Source organism: Vibrio sp. 1S139, assembly GCF_041439475.1.
Classification (GTDB): domain Bacteria; phylum Pseudomonadota; class Gammaproteobacteria; order Enterobacterales; family Vibrionaceae; genus Vibrio; species Vibrio crassostreae_C.
Map to the genome: position 1 here is coordinate 1 of NZ_JBGOOD010000010.1, position 19,348 is coordinate 19,348.

Sequence of the window (19,348 nt, forward strand, 5' to 3'; positions counted from 1 at the left end):
CATTACGTTAGACGGAATTTACGCTGAGCTTAGTGCTTAAGGTTCTGTCTATGATTTCATATATAACTTTTCTTATTGGGAACAATCTAATATTATCTGGATGACTTACACACTCTTCCGCGATAATCTTAATTAGATCTTCTAAATTATTTGACTTGATATAATATAATGAGATCAAGTGATAAAACTCTGGCTTTGTTATATCACTAAACCCTTCCATTATTTTCAACTTCCCGTGGATTCCTTCTAAACAATTTTCTGAAAGTTGGCTTTCGATATCTAAACGAAGCCTTCTACTTTCAGATAATAATATATTTTCATCCTCATCTGTTATGTAATCAGAAACTTTACCTTTAAATGGGTCTTTACTTTTTAAAATTGAGTAATATTTATTTGTAATAGTTTCGTTATGTAAATAAAATTCTTTGCTTGCGGATAATACTTTATGCTCGTTAACATATGGATACGCAGTATATACCAATGAAGTTAGTGGATTCAGCTTATCAATACACCTATATTTAAATATTATTGTGTTTATTTCATCCAGTGTAGGTTCATATATAGATGACTGTTCAAAAAGAATACATAGCCTAACCAGTATTCTCACAACTAAGCTATTAGTTTCGATACTCTCTATACGAGCATAAGCATCCATTTCTAATTCATCAGAACCAGTTAAATAATGACCTGACTTAGCTGATATTTCAAACAAAGTTAAGTTAGAAGGATGAGATACCAAGGATTTCTTACATAAACCTAATGCTTTACTATAATTACCTTCCGAATAAGACCTTATTATTTCGTCATGTTTGATTTCACCATTTTTCATATGGTATTCGTCGGCGATGATATCTGCTGCTCTTTCCCAGAAGTACTCAATATTTAGAGTGCTCATTCCTTTCACAAAATCAACTATATCATCGTCATAACTTTCGGTTTCACTATGACAAAGGTGTTCTGAGACGATCATCTTATAATAAACGTAGCGGTCTATAAAACCAAACTGTTGAATATAGGCTAATATATTGTTCGGGTCTCTTTCTCTATCATGTTCGTAGTGAACAAGAATAAAAGATACAAAGTCTATATACTCGCTTTGATTGTTACCACGATATTCTGATAGTAGCTTCTCTAATACTTGCCTTAAATAAGTATTTAGGGTTGTTGATAAGTGTTTCTTTTTAAGGACATTCGCTATATGACCAATACTAAGTTCTTGAGACTTATTCAAAAGGCTCTCTAATGCATCCTCATCTCTAGAGAGAGTATATAGAGACATTCTTGAGTCATAACTCCATAGAGTAACTCCAAAGCAATCATCTATTTCATCTAGTATTAGTTTAGCCGTGGAAAATTCTGAACAAATTAGTGCGTTTTCAAAGCGCTCCCGTAACTTAACAAACTGATTTATTTTAGCCTTACTATCATTACAAAACTTTGAATATAGTTTCAGGTTAAACTTGTTAGGCATGTCGTTGGTATGAGATACAAAGATTTCATTAGTACGATAGTTTTGATCAAGACCAAATGTTTTATATAAGTTATTGATATGTGTTGGATGCGATAGTAAAGCTATTAACTCTTCAAGCTTAAACTTCTTTGCTTGAAAATTAAAATCAGCATGAGTCCTATCTACTGTATGACCTTTTTTCCCAAGCTTATTTATTGTATGTTTGACAACTCGTTCTAACTTTTTTGTTAACATTATACTAAACCACCATCATATCAAGTGTGCTGATAATATAACTTTATTACTTACAAAACAATAATTTACAGTCAATTATCCAATAAAGCACATATAATGGCTAATTTGTATTAACTCAGTTCGGAGATTTTACTTTCCCTACTTGACGTACTTAGTCTGTAACATCCTTCCTTCAATAATCTAGTCATATTCTTGAGATTAAAAAAGGCCTCGCAATGCGAGGCCTTTGGTTTTTCTATCTATCAGAAGAGATTAGTCGCGAAGTGCTGCGCCGAATTTCTCTGAGATTGAAGCTACGATAGCATCTACTGAACCAGCGATGTCTGCATCTTCAAGTGTGCGCTCTACAGACTGTAGGCTAAGTGCGATAGCTAGGCTCTTCTTACCTTCTTCAACGCCTTGGCCAACGTATACGTCGAACAATTTAGCGCCTGTTAGGAATTCGCCACCCGCTGCGATACACGCTTCTACGATGTCGCCAGAAGCTACTGCTTCGTCAACAACTACTGCGATATCACGACGGTTTGCAGGGAACTTAGATACTGCTACTGCTTCTGGAAGCACGCGAGTGTTGATAGCTGCCCATTCGATTTCGAATACGATAGTACGGCCGTTAAGACCAAACTTACGCTCTAGTTCTGGGTGAACAGTACCAATGATACCCACTTCTTTGCCGTCTACGACGATAGCCGCAGTTTGACCTGGGTGAAGTGCTGGGTGCTTAGCTGCTTTGAAGCTGTATGCGATTTCGTTTGCAGAAAGCTCAAGAACGGCTTCTAGGTCACCTTTAAGATCGAAGAAATCTACAGTGTTAGTTGCAATGTCCCAGTGCTCTTCGCCACGAGTACCAGAGATAACGCCCGCAAGCATCATTTCTTGGCGCATGCCGTTTTCAGCAGTTGCTTCAGGGATGAAACGTAGGCCTGATTCGAATAGACGAACGCGAGACTGTTGACGCTTCTGGTTGTGAACAACTGTGTTTAGAAGGCCTTGGATTAGGCCAAGACGCATTGCTGACATGTCCGCAGAGATTGGGAATGGCAGGATTAGCGGCTCAACACCAGGTACAACCAGTTTTTGCTGTTCTGGTTCTACGAAGCTGTATGTGATTGCTTCGTGGTAGCCACGGTCTACAAGAAGGTCACGAACGCGCTTAAGCGGTTGGTTAGCTTCTTTGTGGTCATTCATTTTAAGTGCCGCTTTAGGCGCTTGGTTTGGAATGTTATCGTAACCGTAGATACGACCTACTTCTTCAATTAGGTCTTGCTCGATTGCGATATCAAAACGCCAAGATGGAGACGTTGCCGTCCAGCCAGCGTCTGTCGTTTCAACGTTACAACCTAGGCGAGTAAGAATTTCCACTACGTCTGTAGATGGGATTTCGTGACCTAGTAGGCTATCTAGCTTAGCGCGACGTAGAGCAACTACGTTTGCTTTAGGAAGATCAGCTTCAGATTCGCTGCCGTTTACTGGCGCAACTTCACCACCACAGATTTCAACTAGAAGCTGTGTTGCACGCTCCATAGCTGCTGCTTGTAGCGTTGAATCAACACCACGTTCGAAACGTAGAGAAGAATCAGTGTGAAGGCCGTAAGCACGTGCGCGACCACGGATGTGATCCGGTGCGAAGAATGCTGCTTCAAGAAGTACGTCTGTCGTTTCAGTAGTAACACCTGAATCTTGACCGCCAAAGATACCAGCGATTGCTAGTGCTTTGTTGTGGTCTGCGATAACAAGCGTGTTGCTGTTTAGTTCAGCTTCGTTGCCATCTAGAAGTGTTAGCTTTTCGCCCTGCTCTGCTAGACGAACCACGATACCGCCTTCGATCTTAGCGAGATCAAATGCGTGCATTGGTTGGCCTTGCTCTAGCATCACGTAGTTTGTGATGTCTACAACTGGGTCGATTGAACGGATACCACAACGACGCAGTTTTTCTTGCATCCAGATTGGAGATTCCGCTTTCACGTTTACGTTCTTAACCACACGGCCAAGGTAACGTGGACAAGCATCAGTTGCTTTGATTTCAACAGATACTGTGTCTTCAATGCTTGTTGCAACAGCGTCAACTGTTGGCTCTGTAACGTCTGCGCGGTTTAGTACGCCAACTTCACGAGCAAGGCCACGGATGCTGAAGCAGTCTGCGCGGTTTGCTGTTAGGTCTACGTCGATAGTTACGTCGTTAAGCTCAAGAAGCTCACGTACGTCCATGCCTAGCGTTGTGCCTTCTGGTAGCTCAAGGATGCCGTCAGACTCTACGTCGATACCTAGCTCAGAGAAAGAACAAAGCATGCCGTGCGATGGAACGCCACGTAGTTTTGCTTTCTTGATTTTGAAGTTACCAGGCAGTACTGCGCCAACTGTTGCTACTGCTACAGTTAGGCCAAGACGACAGTTAGATGCACCACATACGATGTCTAACAGCTCTTCTTCGCCGATATCAATTTTAGTTACTTGTAGTTTGTCTGCGTCTGGGTGCTGACCGCACTCAACCACTTTACCTACTTTAACGCCGGTGAATTCACCAGCAACAGGTTCTACATCGTCAACTTCCAAACCAGCCATAGTGATTTGGTGAGCTAGCTCTTCGCTGTTAATTGCAGGTTTAACCCACTCGCGTAGCCAAGATTCACTGAATTTCATAGTTTCGACTGCCCCGGATTACTTGAATTGTTTAAGGAAACGAAGGTCGTTCTCGAAGAACGCACGAAGGTCATTTACGCCGTAACGAAGCATCGTTAGACGCTCTACACCCATACCGAATGCAAAACCAGAGTATTTCTCAGGGTCGATGCCAACAGAGCGAAGTACGTTAGGGTGAACCATGCCACAGCCTAGAACTTCTAGCCATTTGCCATCTTTACGTTTCACGTCAACTTCAGCTGAAGGCTCTGTGAACGGGAAGAATGAAGGACGGAAACGCACTTCAACTTCTTCTTCAAAGAAGTTACAAAGGAAATCGTTAAGAATGCCTTTAAGTTGTGCGAAGTTTACGTTCTCATCAACTAACATACCTTCCACTTGGTGGAACATTGGCGTGTGAGTTTGATCGTAGTCGTTACGGTAAACACGACCCGGAGCAATGAAGCGGAATGGCGGTTTGCCGTTTTCCATCGTACGGATTTGAACACCAGAAGTGTGCGTACGTAGCATTAGATCAGGGTTGAAGAAGAAAGTATCGTGATCAGTACGAGCTGGGTGATCGTCTGCGATGTTTAGTGCATCAAAGTTGTGGAATGCATCTTCGATCTCAGGGCCAGACTCAGTGCTAAAGCCAAGCTCACCAAAGAACTGTTCGATACGCTCAACAGTGCGAGTAACTGGGTGAAGACCACCGTTCTCAATGCGACGACCTGGTAGGCTCACATCGATAGTTTCTTCAGCTAGTTTCGCTTCAAGCTCTGCACGTTGTAGTGCGTCTTTGCGAGCTGCGATCGCTTGTTGAACAGCACCTTTCGCTTTGTTGATCTCTTGACCAGCAGTGCGACGCTCTTCTGGTGGAAGTTTACCTAGGCTTTGTAGTTGAAGAGTAAGTTCACCCTTCTTACCTAAATACTGAACTCGCACTTCATCAAGTGCGACTAACGAATCTGCTGTATCAATAGCAGTCGTTGCATTAGCAATGATCTCTTCTAGATGTTGCATCATTTCCTCATCTACCAGTTGGTAGTGTCCGTATCGGATGATTAGTTTTTTTAGATAGCTACACATAGTAATCAAACACGCAACCAATGCCAAATTGAATCGCTAAAAGAACAAGTTATTGCCTAAAAACACGGCAAATTTAACAGGATATTAATGAGGAGTAGGAAGAAGTGGAACAATTACAGGTTCCACTTCTTAATTTGGAAATGACCTGAAGGCTAGATCTGAATAGAACAAACGCTGTTCTTCCCTGCGTTTTTTGCTAAATAGACGGACTCATCCGCCGCTTTAATCAATTCGTTCATGGTTTCGAATTCTTGGGTCATTTCAGCGACACCGACACTAATACTGCCAATCCAAACTTGATGACTGGTTTCAACCTCTAATTCAGACACTTTCTGTCGAGCGGTTTCCGCGATGTACATCCCACCTTTAAGGTCGGTGTTTGGGCAAATAACCAAGAACTCATCGCCACCTAACCGGCAAACAATATCATCATTACGGAACGTGTTTTTCAGTTCACGCGAGAGGGTTTGTAGCACCAAGTCGCCTGCATCATGGCCGCTGGTGTCATTAATGCGCTTGAAGTGGTCGGCATCAATCATAATACACACTAAAGGCATGCCCAGTTCTTTGGAGTCTTGCCAATGCAGCGCTAACTGTTTAAAAGCACTACGACGGTTATGCAAATTAGTAAGAGAGTCGGTTAATGACAGTTCTTCAAGTCTCTTATTCGCTCGTTTTAATTCTGCCGTACGTTCCTCAACTTTATCTTCGAGTAACTGGTTGAAGCGTAACAACTGTTTGTTTCGTTCAGAGACTTGTTCAAACAGGCCGTTAAGCGCAGCCAACAGCGGGACAGTCGCAGAATCTTGCTGCTTTTCTTCCGCTTCAAAGGCTTGCAGAGGTGTCGCGCCCTCTTCTATCGCGGTCATTTGTCGCGCCATGTTTTGGTCGATGCCGAGGATGTGGTAAGCAAGCCAGTGGATCAAGAAATCAAGTAACTGCCGTGCTGACGACTGATCTTCTTCCATGATGAAAGCTTGCATACTGTAGATATCTTGCATAAATACACGATGCACTTTGATATGCTCTTCAATGTGTCGCTCATACACACCGCAATCTCTCATCAAAGATTCTTCTTCTTTAAAGTGAAATTCGGCATAGCATGTGAGATCGAGTAAAGCGACGTTTATGTCGTCGATAGAGATAGTGTTCTCTGACAACAGATTTCCGTAGTGGTTGATAATACCAACAAGATATTGATGCTGTTCATCTACAACACCAATGCCTGTTTCAAAGTTTTTATCCCAATTAAATGAATTCATAAATCCCTTAAGGCCGATACCACCAGCACGATTTACATGCATATTCTGAGGTTATAGATACTGAAAAAATATAACCATTTTACCTGTAGGTTTATTCGATTGTTTGATCCACTTTATAAAAAGACGACTTTGAACATTCTAAATATGGCTCATCTTAAATTTGAGACGTCCCCCCCAACAGGAACGCCCCACGAAGCTAACATTAGAAATAATATTCCAACGCCATCTCAACAAAGTCATCCTTGCGTGCGAAGAACAACAAGTCCTCTGGGGTTTCGTTCTCAAACAACCAAGCATTCAGTCGCCACTTGAGATTGTTGTTAATACGGCTCGATGCCTCTAGCTTGGCACTGTAGACATCACTGTTATCTAAGTCTTGAGTGATACCAGTAAGCACTTCGGTGCCGTCTTCATCGTTCAAAGCGAAACGTGCCCCAAGGAACACATCATTTTGGCCGATGGTTTGGGCATTGTTGCCTCGGCTGTCATACAGGTATTCAGCGATGAAGCCGATGTCCCAGTACGATTCAAGCGCCCCTACCCAAGTGTATTCAAAGCCTGTCGCCACGCCGGTATGGTTGTCGTAGCTGTCGCGATAAATGCTTTCCAGCTTCCATAACCAGTCACCGATAATGCCTTGAACATCCAATCCGAAGTGTTGCATTTGGGCGTAGTATGGCTTGAGTTGATTGCCTTCCACACGGTAATAAGGGTCGCGGTTTGTGCCGCCTAAGTAGCTTAAACCGACATCCCAATCACCGTACGTTTGGCTGTAACGCAATGCCACATCAACGTGTTTTTCTTCTCGTGAAGATTCGTAAAGCGCATCGTCCGATACTGGCACGGTTGGCCTTAATCGACCGTCTTCGCCTGCGAAGGTACGCTCACAAAAATACGGCAGTAACATGGCGTCTATGGTGCCCCACTCTTTTATCGAGGTGAAGTGCACCATAGGCTGACCTAACTTGGATTCGCCATCGACCGATTCAATGGCATCGGTCTGGTTTACCACATCCACTAAATGCGCCGATTCGGTTACGCCCCAAAATACCTTTCCAACACCCGCTCGCAGTTCGTAATCATCCCAATAGGTTAAATACAAGGCTTCGCGAATATCACCATGAGTTCGTTCATCGTCTTCACTGTCTAGGCGATAAAACGGGGTGAAGGTAATACTGCCGTTGCCCTCTTGTTGCTCCCAGTAAAACTCTGGCTGCAACACCAGTGAGCTTTGTCCTTTGTCTTGCCCTTGTAAGCCGTCGCTAAAGAACTGCCTATGTTCAAGGTTAACCTGCCCTGCGATATCAGGACTAAAGCCTGCCGCCACACAAGGCAACGACACCTGCATAAGCCCGACGGTCGCCGCCAAGGTTAAGGATAATTGGGTTCCTGTTGCCACAATCCTTTTCATATTCCTGCCTTATTTCGCACGTTTTAGTGTGTTCTTTTGGAAATCCTTGTCTTTAAGACCGGTCTGGAACACTAAATCTGTCGTGGTTAATACGGTGCTTTTGCCTGTTTGATGGTTTTGCATCGCCATGGTGTGTGCGCGCCAGTATTGGTTTAGGTACTGTTTGTAATCTTGGAACGATAGAGTTTTAAGCAGTGCGCCTTTGCGGTCGTAAAACTCGACTTTCATTGGGCGGTAGTGCTGTTGGTCTAGCCATACCTTTTGCATGGTGTAGCCTGAGTTTTTATCGGTCGGTACTTGCTCTAAAACAAAGGTGTCTACGCCTTCCAGTTTCGCGTCTTCAATGTAGTTGAAGGTGTACTTTTCAAGTTCAAACGAGCTTAAGTCCTCATACGCAAATTCACTGCCCATAAACGGGCCAGATTTGTTGCGTGAAGAGATGCGTTTTACACGCTTGAGTGCAGGAAGATACAACCACTGGTCATCGGATTTGGTGATGTGCGAATGGTTTAGGAAAGCCGTGCCTTTTACGTCGCGTGGTTCATCAAAAATGGTTAAGCCTTTGTCGCCATCGTCATCGACTTCCAAAGATTTCAATCGCATCAGACGTGTACTGCTTTCGCCCTGTTTGTTGCGAAGTAGCATCTCCATGGTCGCGACAGAATCGCCCCACCCCATATCGACGGCTTTGCGTTGTTCGGCAATTTCTAAGCCTTTCGCTGGGTCTGCTAATGCTGGGAAAGCGGCGAATGTGCTCAGTGCCAACGAGCTAACAGTAAGTAATGTAGTAGCGAATGTTTGTTTAACGCTTTTCATAAATATCTCCTTGAGTCAGCCCACCGCAGCAGGCCGACGTTTCCTTATTTGGTCGAAGTAGTCAGTTCGGCTGTCGATCTAGGCTGCGACTTGGTATCTGGCTTTAATTCGTGCTGAGTTTTAGCTGAATAGTGGGTCTGTTTGTCGAAGATCATCAGTAAGCTTGGTAGCAAGATGAAATCGACCACCAGCGCAATGAAAATCACAATCGCGCTGAGTAAGCCCATGTCGGAGTTGAGTCTGAAGCTCGACATCGCCAGTACAGAGAAACCGGCCACTAGCACAACAGTGGTGATCCACAAAGCGCGACCTACGGTGTGGAAAGCGTATCGAACCGCTTCTTCTGCTGATTTCCCTTCGATTCTTGCGCGCTGGTATTTACTCAAGAAGTGCACCGCATCATCAACCACGATACCCAACGTGAGCGTGACCACGACTGACAAACCGAGGTTGATTTCACCTGAGATAAGCGCCCATAAACCAAAGCCAATGATCGCAGGCGCAATGTTGGGCACTAGGCTGATCATGCCTAAGCGAACCGAGCGCAATGCAAAGATCATCAAGCCAGAGATAAGCACTAGGGTGATAGGCAAAGTTGATAGCATGCTCGCCATGTTGGTTTCGCCAATATGAGCAAACATCAGTGACGGGCTCGAAGCCACCACTTCATATTGCGGTGCATTGGCTGCAAACCATGAGTAAATGCGCTCTTCGAGTTCGACTAGCTCAACGCTGCCAAGGTTATCGACGGTGAGTACCATTTTGATCGATGATTTATCGACGTTGATCTGGTTGTTCAAGTCCAAGCCGTACGGCAGAGACATTTCGTAAAGCAGCAGATATTGCGCGGCAAGTTCACGGTTCAGCGGTAGCTTGTAGTAGCTGTCGTCGTCGGCATGCATATTCTTGTTCAAACGCATGTAAACATCAGAAAGCGTGGCGACATGGTCGGTTTCTGGTTGAACACGTAGCCACTCAGTAAAGTCACCAATCGCTTGCAAGAACACAGGATCAGCAATCGCTTGAGACTCGTTAGTTTTCACTGCGATACTGAGGGTTGTCATGCCGCTTACGGTCTCTTCCATGAAGTCAGCCGCTTGTCTGAATTCACTTGAGGTATCGAAATACTTCACCGATTCATCGTTGACTTTGTTGAGCGGAATTAACGCGGCAGCGCCAACAATCACTAGCGTAGAAATCGGCAGCAGTGCTTTACGGTTAGTTACGACAAAATCGCCCAGCTTATCCATGAAGGTGACTTTGTCTGCCGCCTTAGGGTTGGCAGGTAGGCGTTTGACTGGCAGCAGTTTTAGCAACGCTGGCAACATAGTCACAGACAAGAAGCACGCAATAAGTACACCCAGTGCCGATAAGTTACCGAAATCACGCAGCACTGGTGAGTCCGACATGTTCATCATCAGGAAACCAATCGCAGTGGTCACCGAGGTGATCAGAATCGGCATCGCATTGAGCTTGATGCTGTATTGAATGGCTTGTGCTTTCTCCATACCGCGCTGCATAGCTTGTCTCATGGTCACAATCACGTGAACACAATCGGCCACCGCCAAAGTTAAAACCAAGGTTGGCACATTCACGGTTGCGGTACTCAAGAACATCCCTGCCCAACCAGACAATCCCATGGTGGCAACAATCGAAGAGATGATCACAATGAGCGTCGCCACCACACTAAAGAACGAGCGCAGCATAAAGGTCAGGAACACCAGTACCACCAACAGCATCAAGGGAACGAGCGTTGAGCTGTCTTGTTGAGCCGAAGTCATAAATGCGTTGTTCATGGCTATGATGCCCGCTTTATGGAATTCGACATTAGGATACTGAGCTTGGTACTTGCCGATCATGGTATTGATTGCCGCAATCACCTCTTGCACTTCTGCGGTTTTGTCCACTTCTGGCAGTTGCACGGTGACGTTCACAATCGTCACATCGCCAGAGGCCGACACCAAGGCATTCTTAAGCAACGGCTCGTTAAGGGCGATCTGTTTTACTTTGGCGATGCGTTCTGGTGTGTGTTCGTACTCTTCATACAGCAAGTCTTCTACCAAAAGATCATCTTCAATGGCTTCGGTGTGCTGATAATTAGCAAGGGAATCGACACGGCTTGAATACGGGATCTGCCACGCATCAACCGTGAGATTTTGAATCAGGGTGAGAGTTTCAGGGGTGAAGACATTGCCATCTTCAGGTGCGACAACAATCGCAAGGTTGTCGGTTTTTGCAAAGGTGGTTTGGATTTCATCGAACGCCATCAACTGCTTGTTGGTGCCTTCGAAGAAGATGTTGTAGTCCCCTCTAAAGTAGAGGTTCTTAGCCCCTAATGCAGAGAGAATGATGATTGAAAACACCACCAGCAGAACGATAAACGAACGCTTGGTAGGTATTGAGTGCCAACTGTTTAGATCTGTGTTTGCGCTATCGGCATTAGGGTTATCTCGGTTTTGCTGATCGAACGTGGGCTTCTGGCTGTCATGTTTCATCACAGTCTCCATTTGTGACGATTCGTCATATTTGTGTCATAAAAAGCCAGCCGAAGCTGACAAAAGACACAATGCTTAGTCAAACACTCAAGAAAACAGCAACCACAGTCGGTCAGCCTCAAGTTTGTGACGAATCGTCAAAAATGGTTATTAATAAACCCACATGTGTGGGCTTAACGGAAGCTATCGACCTACAGACTCTAAGTAAGCGATCTCTTCACTGAATAGTTCTTGTTCTACACGACGCCAAGTTTTGCGGTAATCCCAGTCACTAGAAAGGGGCTGCCAATTGAGGCCGTCTAGAATCATGTTCGCGTTGTGTAATACTGAATACGGGTCTTGTAACCGCTTAATACAATGACTGTTTGATGCATTCTGTGACAAAGCATTTGAACCAAATGCGATTGACCAGTTAGCAAAAACGATGGCATCTGAGCCAACGCCAGAAGAGAACTTTAGGTCACCCGCTTCTACCGCTTGGTTAACCATAGAGTCGCATTGTTCAATCACCAACTCTTCCAGTTCATTCATCTCGGCGACGCGTGCACTAGACGCTTTCTCTAGTACCCACGGGCTTTTAGCCATGATCGCACAGGTTGATAGTACCGGTTCCATGCGAGCATAGATTCGGTAAGCAACGTGCAATGCGACGATCTTTTCACGTGTGTTGCCTTCAAACTCTCCAGAGCGAGCAAACATCATTGCTTCTGTCTTGAGAGAGTGAATACATAACGCTAAAACGACGTCTTCTTTGCTGCAAAAGTGATTGTATATCGTACCTTTAGAATAAGAGCTCGCTGCCGTTAGCTTGTCCATCGTGAGGTTTCCGAACCCTTGTTCTCGAACCAGATCTTTTGCTAACAACATCAACTCTACTTCTCGGTCTGCAATAGACTGCTGCTTTTTAGACAACACGCCTTTGCAACCAAAGATACCTTGTTTATCGCCTTTACAACCAAAGCCAAACATAATTTTTAAGTCCGTATATGAGCTTAGCCGCTATCTAAGCTTCGCCAGTATTTAAAACACTCCTATCCAATATATTAACACGAATAGTAAATTCATGTAGTTAACCATTTTGTGACGCTTCGTCATTTCTGACTCATCGTCATAATAGCGCAAGCATTGATCGTATCAAGGGGTTTTATAAATTAAATACATTTTGTGAATGGAAAGAGAATAAATGGGATATAGCTAAGAAAATCATCAATAGTTGACCTAAAGAGAAGACTTTAAAAGAAGACCTGTATTGTGACCAACAGAATGTGGACGCGAATTGGGCATTCTTAACCTAACAAAGAATGTAGGCACTTTAAGCTGCTATGCGTATTCATGCCCAATGATTCCTAGCTTAAACCACAAGAATGAATGACTGTAGGCTTACTTTATGGGGCAGACGTCTCCTTATGGTCAATATTTGGCTTACTAATGCCGTTTTCTGTTAAGTTGCTATAAATTCGGTAAGGGGTGACTTACAATAGTGACAACGACTTACCTTTTTTGAGAACACGATATTGAGCGCCAAATATTCTTATTTAGCTTGGCAAGTGAATACTTCTAGCCCTGCAGAAAAGCTGGTTTTATTGATGCTTGCAGACGGTGCTGACGAATTCGGCTACACCAATGTGTGCCTACAAACAGCAGGTCAACTTTGTGCTCTCTCTACGTTTGGTTTAGCCGACTGTCTTAAGTGTTTAGTCGACCAAGGTTTTCTCGATAAGGTAAAAGTAGATTATCGGGATAAAAAAGAGATTCACGTTTTCAAAATGCTCATTGAGCAAGAGCAAACTGCGGCGCACGTTGAGGTTCAACCGACCAATAGTATTCCGGTCTACTCTACGGCACCTGCACCTGCACCTGCACCTGCACCTGCACCTAAGTTTCAGCCTGCTCCGGCACCAATGCAACACATGCAGCAGGCCCCTCGTCCACAAGGTCGAGGCTCAATGAACAGCAACACCGTCTCTACTCATGATCTCAACGAAGAAGAGATACCATCATGGGCAGAACGTGCGTTTAAATTCTCCGGTTTGACCGGTGACCATAGTTTAGTATGGAAGAAATTTGTCCTCTGGTATAAAGCCAAAGCCAATGAATTAATGCCATTATCTCGGATTGAATCCAAGCTGCAGTACTGGCTAGTTAACGAGAAGCAAAATGAAAGACAACAACAGCAGAAGACCTCTCAATATTCAGGAAATGCAGGACAAGCTCAAGGAAATGGGTATAGACAAAAGCTTAGCCCATCTGAACGCTTCAGGCAGCAGCTCATTCAAAAAGGCAAAAAGCCAACCTTCTGAGCCAGCTCAACCTGTTGTACCTGACGCTACAGGTCCATTAGTACCTGAAGTGATTGAAGCGCAAAGTACCGAAGTGAAAGTAGCGGCTGCACAAGCTGCGGATTCTGGTGCGTCTCAACAAGTACCTGTTGTTGATCAAGATCCTGCAGAGCTGGAACTAACCGATTGGTGTATTCACGTGTTCGGCTCTTTCTTGAGCGTGTACGAAACGCAGTGGGAATATCAGTACGGTAGTGAGCCAAGCGGTAAGTTCATTGAGTTTGCCAACTCTGTTGATTCAGACGGCCTTAACCGCGTTTTAATGCACTGCCACGAACGTATTCAGCTTGGCAACAGCTGGCCGCCGCAAATGGGTGAGCTGTGGATCCTGAAAGATTCTTTAACTGAAGAAGAGTTGCTGGATAGCCGTATCCGTGTGTTGTCTCGCACCGCTGCCAACAAAATTGAAAAATGGCTGATTCAGAACAAACTGTATGACTTGAAGCGTACGGCTGAAAACAAGCTGGATGGTCTGTTTAAGAAGTACTACTTGGAAGCAAAACGTTTAGATGAGAAAGGCATGCTTGAAACTGAGTTACCAGAATTCCTTCTTGCCGCTAACTCTGTAAAGAACCTGAACGATTTAAAACGTGAAGAGTACGAAAGTAAACACGGTAAAGCGATTAACCCAAGAATTCAGCGTATTCTGAACAGTAAAAAATAACCATCCGCTTGCTATCTGTTATAAGAAAACAGAGTAGCGATTACACGGTTAACAGATACAAAAATGCCAGCTATCAAGCTGGCATTTTTTACGAATTCTTACGAACTCTACAAATATCCGTGACCAACGGTACGTCTGTCACTGACTGCAAGTAATTACAGTAGGTGGATAGTTGCGTTTAGCGTGAATACGCCAGAGTCGTCATCTTTCATTTTGAAGTTTTGGTAGCTAGCGCCTACAGATAGTGGACCAAAGATGAAGTATTCAGCGCCTACACCGTACATGATATCAACATCGTCTTGCTTGAAGCCATCAGCTTTAAGCTCGTAAGAGTGAAGACCACCCTTCGCGTATACGTGAAGAGGACCAAAATCGATGCTTGGTTTAATCGCTAGGTAAGCAGTGCTTGCGTCTAAATTCTTAAGATCGCGGTTGCCGTAATTAACGCTGCCGAAAGAACCTAGATCCCAGTAACCCGCTTCAACACCGATTAGTGGAAGGATACCTGTACCTACGTGGATGCCCACCGCGTTTTCATCTTCACCAGCGAATGAGTTTTGACCACCCATTACACCGCCGTACAACCAAGAATCAGCCATTGCTGTTGAAGATGCACCTAGTAGTGCTAGTGCCAATAACGTTTTTTTCATATTCGACCTTTTTCGTCCTAGTGGCAGGCCTTGAGTGGTAATAAATTGCCACCAAGTCGCCCTGTATGTAATAACTATTCAATTAGTAATGCAATAAGCAAGATTTATACCCAAACCTTGCCATTGCGTCTAGCTTTATTCCTTTAGCAAGCATCAATCGCGTTTTTAACACGCTTATCTGATACTGGGTAAGGCGTACCGAGCTGCTGTGCGAAGAAGCTTACACGAAGCTCTTCTATCATCCAACGCACCTCTTTTACATTTTCTGGAACCGCGATCCCTTTTGGAATTTTATTCAGCAGTTCTTTGTAATCATTCATTACTGACTCAACTTTGATCATGTGAAGACGATCTTTGTTCGGGTCAATTGGCAGTTTTTCCATGCGGCGTTCAATCGCTCTCATATAGCGTAGAATATCCGGCAAGCGTTTCCACCCACATTCTGTGGCAAAACCCTTAAAAATCAAACCTTCTACTTGAGCTTTTATGTCAGAAAGTGCGAATGCCATAGAAAGATCCACGCGTCCTTTCAGCTTTTTACTGATGCTGAATGCCGTGGTTAGGATGGTTTCAACCTGTTGAGCAATCTCTACTACGGTATCACCCAGCTCTGCACGTACGTGTTCTTTCAGAGCTTCAAACTGCTCTGGTTCCCAAACCAAACCGCCCTTCTCTTCAATCAGCTTATCAATACCACAAGCGATACAGTCATCGATAAGATCGAGTACCTGTCCGTATGGGTTGAAGTACAAGCCAAGTTTCGATTTGTTCGGCAGGTTCGAGTGCAAGTATTTGATCGGTGATGGCACGTTCAACAAGATTAAACGACGCTGACCCGATTTCATTGCCGAGATTTGCTCTTGCTCGGTTTCGAACAGTTTGATCTCTACGCTGTCTTTGGTATCCACCAGCGCAGGGAAGGCTTTAACATCGTAGCCACCACGTTTCTGTTGGTAGACTTTTGGTAATTCACCAAAGCTCCACGTGTGCAGGTTCTGCTGCTCGATATCGTCGTCTGCCACTTTAGAAAGCGTTTCTTGAACCTTGTCTTTCAGGCTCTCTTTCAACTCATGCAGATCTTTCTGTTCTTTCAGCTTACGCTTGCGATGATCTACAGCGCGGAATGTTACCTTTAAGTGCTCTGGAATCTGGTCTAACTTCCAGTCATCACGTACCACTTCCACACCCGTCATGCGGCGTAGCTCTTTCTCAAGAGAATCCAGTAACGGTGCTTCAAGCGGTGTCACACGTGCCAAGAATGCATCTGCGTAGTTTGGCGCAGGTACAAAGTTACGGCGTAGCGTTTTAGGTAGTGACTTAATTAGGCTAATCACCAGTTCCTGACGCAGGCCTGGGATCTGCCAATCAAAACCGTTTTGGTCAATTTGGTTCAAGATAGGCAGCGGAATGTGTACCGTTACACCATCGTTGTCGTCACCTGGTTCAAATTGGTAGCTCAGTTTCAACTTAATACCGTTTTGGTGCCAGAAGTTCGGATAATCCAAATCAGTAACGTGGCTAGCATCGCCTCGGAACAGCATCGACTTTTCAAAGTTAAGCAGCTCAGGAGTTTTCTGACTGGTCTTCTTCCACCACGTATCAAAATGACGGCCTGACACTGCCTCTTCGCCAACACGTTGATCATAGAAGTCGAACAGTTCATCATCATCGATCAAGATGTCGCGACGACGCGATTTATGCTCAAGCTCTTCCACTTCTTGCAGGAGCTTGCGGTTCTGTTTGAAGAACGTATGTTTGGTTTCCCACTCACCTTCAACCAATGCACTGCGTACAAACAATTCACGGCTGACAGTGGCATCAATCGCACCGTAGTTAACTAAGCGTTTTGGAATGATTGGGATTCCGTAAAGCATCACTTTTTCGTGTGCCATTACTGCCGCTTGCTTCTTCGACCAATGTGGTTCGCTGTAACTACGTTTAATCAGGTGTTTCGCTAGCGGTTCAATCCATTCCGGTTGAATCTTCGCGATAACGCGCCCCCAAAGTTTTGAGGTTTCTACCAGCTCCGCAGACATGATCCACTTAGGCTGTTTCTTAAATAAGCCAGACGCAGGGAAGATATGGAAGCGTGCATTACGTGCACCTTGATACTCATTCTTCTCTTGATCTTTCATACCGATGTGCGAAAGCAGACCTGATAGCAGTGACATGTGAATGCCATCGTAGCTGCCCGGTTCTGTATTCAACTTAGTATCCAGTTCACGCATTGCTTGGTGAATTTGGAAGTACACATCTTGCCATTCACGGATACGTAAATAGTTGAGGTAATCTTGCTTACACTGTTTGCGGAACTGGTTACTCGACAATGCTTTTTGCTGCTGCTTGATGTAATCCCATAAGTTCACAAACGTGATGAAGTCAGACTCTTTATCGAAGAAACGCTTGTGCTTGTCATCAGACGATTGTTGCTTATCTGATGGACGCTCACGCGGATCTTGAATCGACAACGCAGACGCGATCACCATCACTTCGTGTAGGCATCGGTTACGTGGCGCTTCAATTACCATACGCGCTAAACGTGGATCGATAGGCAGTTTTGCCAGCTTACGACCAATCGCGGTTAGCTTCTTCTTGTCGTCGCCGTGGTTCTTGTTTTTGTTCGCTGACGGTTCAACGGTGGCGATCGCACCAAGCTCTTCAAGCAGCCTTACACCGTCTTGAATGTTGCGCTTATCGGGCGCTTCAACAAATGGGAACGCTTGAATATCGCCTAGGCCTAGCGCTGTCATCTGAAGGATAACCGATGCTAGGTTAGTACGAAGAATCTCTGGGTCAGTAAACTCTGGGCGTGACTCGAAATCTTCCTCAGAGTACAAACGAATACAGATACCTTCTGCAACACGACCACAACGACCTTTACGCTGGTTTGCACTCGCTTGAGACACTGGCTCAATCGGTAGACGTTGTACTTTAGTACGGTAGCTGTAGCGGCTGATACGCGCCGTACCCGGGTCGATAACATACTTGATGCCCGGTACGGTTAACGAGGTTTCTGCCACGTTAGTTGCCAGCACGATGCGTCGACCAGTATGAGACTGGAAGATACGGTTCTGCTCACCCGCCGATAGACGCGCGTAAAGCGGAACAATTTCAGTATCGCGAAGGTTACGTTTACTCAATGCATCTGCGGTATCACGAATTTCTCGCTCACCGTTCATGAAGATCAAGATATCGCCAAGCCCTTCATCACACAGCTCATCAACGGCTTCAAAGATGCCTTCGATTTGGTCGCGGTCTGAATCACTTTCATCACCACCTAATGGGCGGTAACGCGTATCAACTGGGTAAGTACGACCAGACACTTCAATGATCGGTGCATTGTTAAAGTGCTTAGAGAAACGCTCTGGATCGATGGTTGCCGACGTGATGATCACTTTCAGATCAGGACGCTTTGGTAGCAACTCTTTCAGGTAACCCATGATGAAATCGATATTTAGGCTACGTTCGTGCGCTTCATCGATGATGATGGTGTCGTACTGATTTAAGAATCGGTCGTGTTGAATTTCCGCCAGTAGAATACCGTCGGTCATCAATTTGATTTGGGTATTGTCAGAAATTTGGTCGTTGAATCGAACCTTATAACCAACGAACTCACCCAGCTGTGTTTCCATCTCTTCAGCAATACGGTTCGCAACCGAACGCGCCGCAAGACGACGGGGCTGAGTGTGACCAATTAAGCCAAAGCGGCCGCGGCCAAGCTCAGAACAGATTTTTGGTAGCTGAGTGGTTTTACCCGAACCCGTTTCACCCGCCACGATAACCACTTGGTTTTCAGCGATGGCTTTCGCGATGTCTTCGCGCTTTTGGCTAACCGGTAGAATTTCTGGGTATTCAATCGTTGGTTTCTGTGCCGCACGCTGAGTTGCCGTCATCATCGACTTAGCAATGTCTAACGCAATCTCATCAAAGACAGCGTGCTTAGCTTGTTCGTTCTTAATTTTACTCGCACCAGCAATTCGCTTATTCAAACGGAAGCGATCGCGCATCATACATTCGTTGAGCGCTTTACGAAGAGAGGCTGGGCTATTCTGAGATGATTTGTTGTTTGTCGCTGATTGATCAGCTTTTTTGGTATTTGATTGTTCAGCAGACTTTTTCGATGCCGCTTGGTTTGGCTTGGCTTTGCTCTGTGAAGAACTTGGCTGTGCTGCATTCTTGTTGTTATCTGCTTTTTCCGGAGACGAAGTCAAAGCGTGTCCTATTCTTGTACTTATTAAACTCGCGCGATTATATCACAAGTGAGCTAGGCTATAGAACGGAAAGCCACCCTAGCCTGT

At 44.9% G+C, this 19,348-nt stretch carries 12 protein-coding genes; 2 read left to right on the top strand and 10 right to left on the bottom strand.

What is annotated here, in order from left to right:
- Positions 1–7 precede the first annotated feature (7 nt).
- The 8 genes from ACED46_RS05410 to ACED46_RS05445 all read right to left on the bottom strand — a co-directional run bounded on the left by ACED46_RS05410 (position 8) and on the right by ACED46_RS05445 (position 12,366).
- Positions 8–1,705: a hypothetical protein gene (locus ACED46_RS05410; protein ID WP_371721035.1), complete on the bottom strand. Its 1,698-nt coding sequence runs from the start codon at positions 1,703–1,705 to the stop codon at positions 8–10.
- Between the two features lie 252 nt (positions 1,706–1,957).
- Positions 1,958–4,345 carry a phenylalanine--tRNA ligase subunit beta gene (gene pheT / locus ACED46_RS05415; protein ID WP_371721036.1) on the bottom strand — a complete coding sequence of 796 codons (2,388 nt, stop codon included), beginning with the start codon at positions 4,343–4,345 and terminating at the stop codon, positions 1,958–1,960.
- Positions 4,346–4,363: 18 nt separating this feature from the next.
- Positions 4,364–5,347, bottom strand: a complete 984-nt coding sequence (pheS, locus tag ACED46_RS05420) for a phenylalanine--tRNA ligase subunit alpha (protein ID WP_004734764.1) — start codon at positions 5,345–5,347, stop codon at positions 4,364–4,366.
- 218 nt (positions 5,348–5,565) lie between these two features.
- Entirely contained in the window at positions 5,566–6,675 is a 1,110-nt protein-coding gene (locus ACED46_RS05425) for a GGDEF domain-containing protein (protein ID WP_371721037.1), read from the bottom strand.
- Between the two features lie 202 nt (positions 6,676–6,877).
- A complete protein-coding gene (locus ACED46_RS05430) occupies positions 6,878–8,086 on the bottom strand; it encodes a hypothetical protein (RefSeq protein WP_371721038.1) in 1,209 nt (402 codons plus the stop codon).
- Positions 8,087–8,095: 9 nt separating this feature from the next.
- Positions 8,096–8,902, bottom strand: coding sequence for an outer membrane lipoprotein-sorting protein (locus tag ACED46_RS05435; protein ID WP_136974813.1), 807 nt, complete (start codon positions 8,900–8,902; stop codon positions 8,096–8,098).
- Positions 8,903–8,946: 44 nt separating this feature from the next.
- Positions 8,947–11,409, bottom strand: a complete 2,463-nt coding sequence (locus tag ACED46_RS05440) for an RND family transporter (RefSeq protein WP_371721039.1) — start codon at positions 11,407–11,409, stop codon at positions 8,947–8,949.
- Between the two features lie 171 nt (positions 11,410–11,580).
- Positions 11,581–12,366 carry a TetR/AcrR family transcriptional regulator gene (locus ACED46_RS05445; RefSeq protein ID WP_004741595.1) on the bottom strand — a complete coding sequence of 262 codons (786 nt, stop codon included), beginning with the start codon at positions 12,364–12,366 and terminating at the stop codon, positions 11,581–11,583.
- Between the two features lie 545 nt (positions 12,367–12,911).
- On the opposite strand from ACED46_RS05445, the gene ACED46_RS05450 reads away from it, so the two are divergent.
- Positions 12,912–13,697 carry a hypothetical protein gene (locus ACED46_RS05450; RefSeq protein ID WP_136982501.1) on the top strand — a complete coding sequence of 262 codons (786 nt, stop codon included), beginning with the start codon at positions 12,912–12,914 and terminating at the stop codon, positions 13,695–13,697.
- Positions 13,618–14,400 (top strand): hypothetical protein, encoded by a 783-nt coding sequence (locus ACED46_RS05455; RefSeq protein ID WP_017067728.1) that lies wholly within the window; start codon positions 13,618–13,620, stop codon positions 14,398–14,400. Before ACED46_RS05450 ends, ACED46_RS05455 begins: the two co-directional genes overlap by 80 nt.
- A 155-nt stretch (positions 14,401–14,555) precedes the next feature.
- Here ACED46_RS05455 and ACED46_RS05460 read toward each other — a convergent pair whose 3' ends face one another.
- Together ACED46_RS05460 and hrpA are read right to left on the bottom strand one after the other, a co-directional pair.
- Positions 14,556–15,050 carry an outer membrane beta-barrel protein gene (locus ACED46_RS05460; RefSeq protein WP_017065440.1) on the bottom strand — a complete coding sequence of 165 codons (495 nt, stop codon included), beginning with the start codon at positions 15,048–15,050 and terminating at the stop codon, positions 14,556–14,558.
- A gap of 143 nt (positions 15,051–15,193) precedes the next feature.
- Positions 15,194–19,261, bottom strand: a complete 4,068-nt coding sequence (gene hrpA, locus ACED46_RS05465; protein WP_371721040.1) for an ATP-dependent RNA helicase HrpA — start codon at positions 19,259–19,261, stop codon at positions 15,194–15,196.
- Between the last annotated feature and the right edge of the window lie 87 nt (positions 19,262–19,348).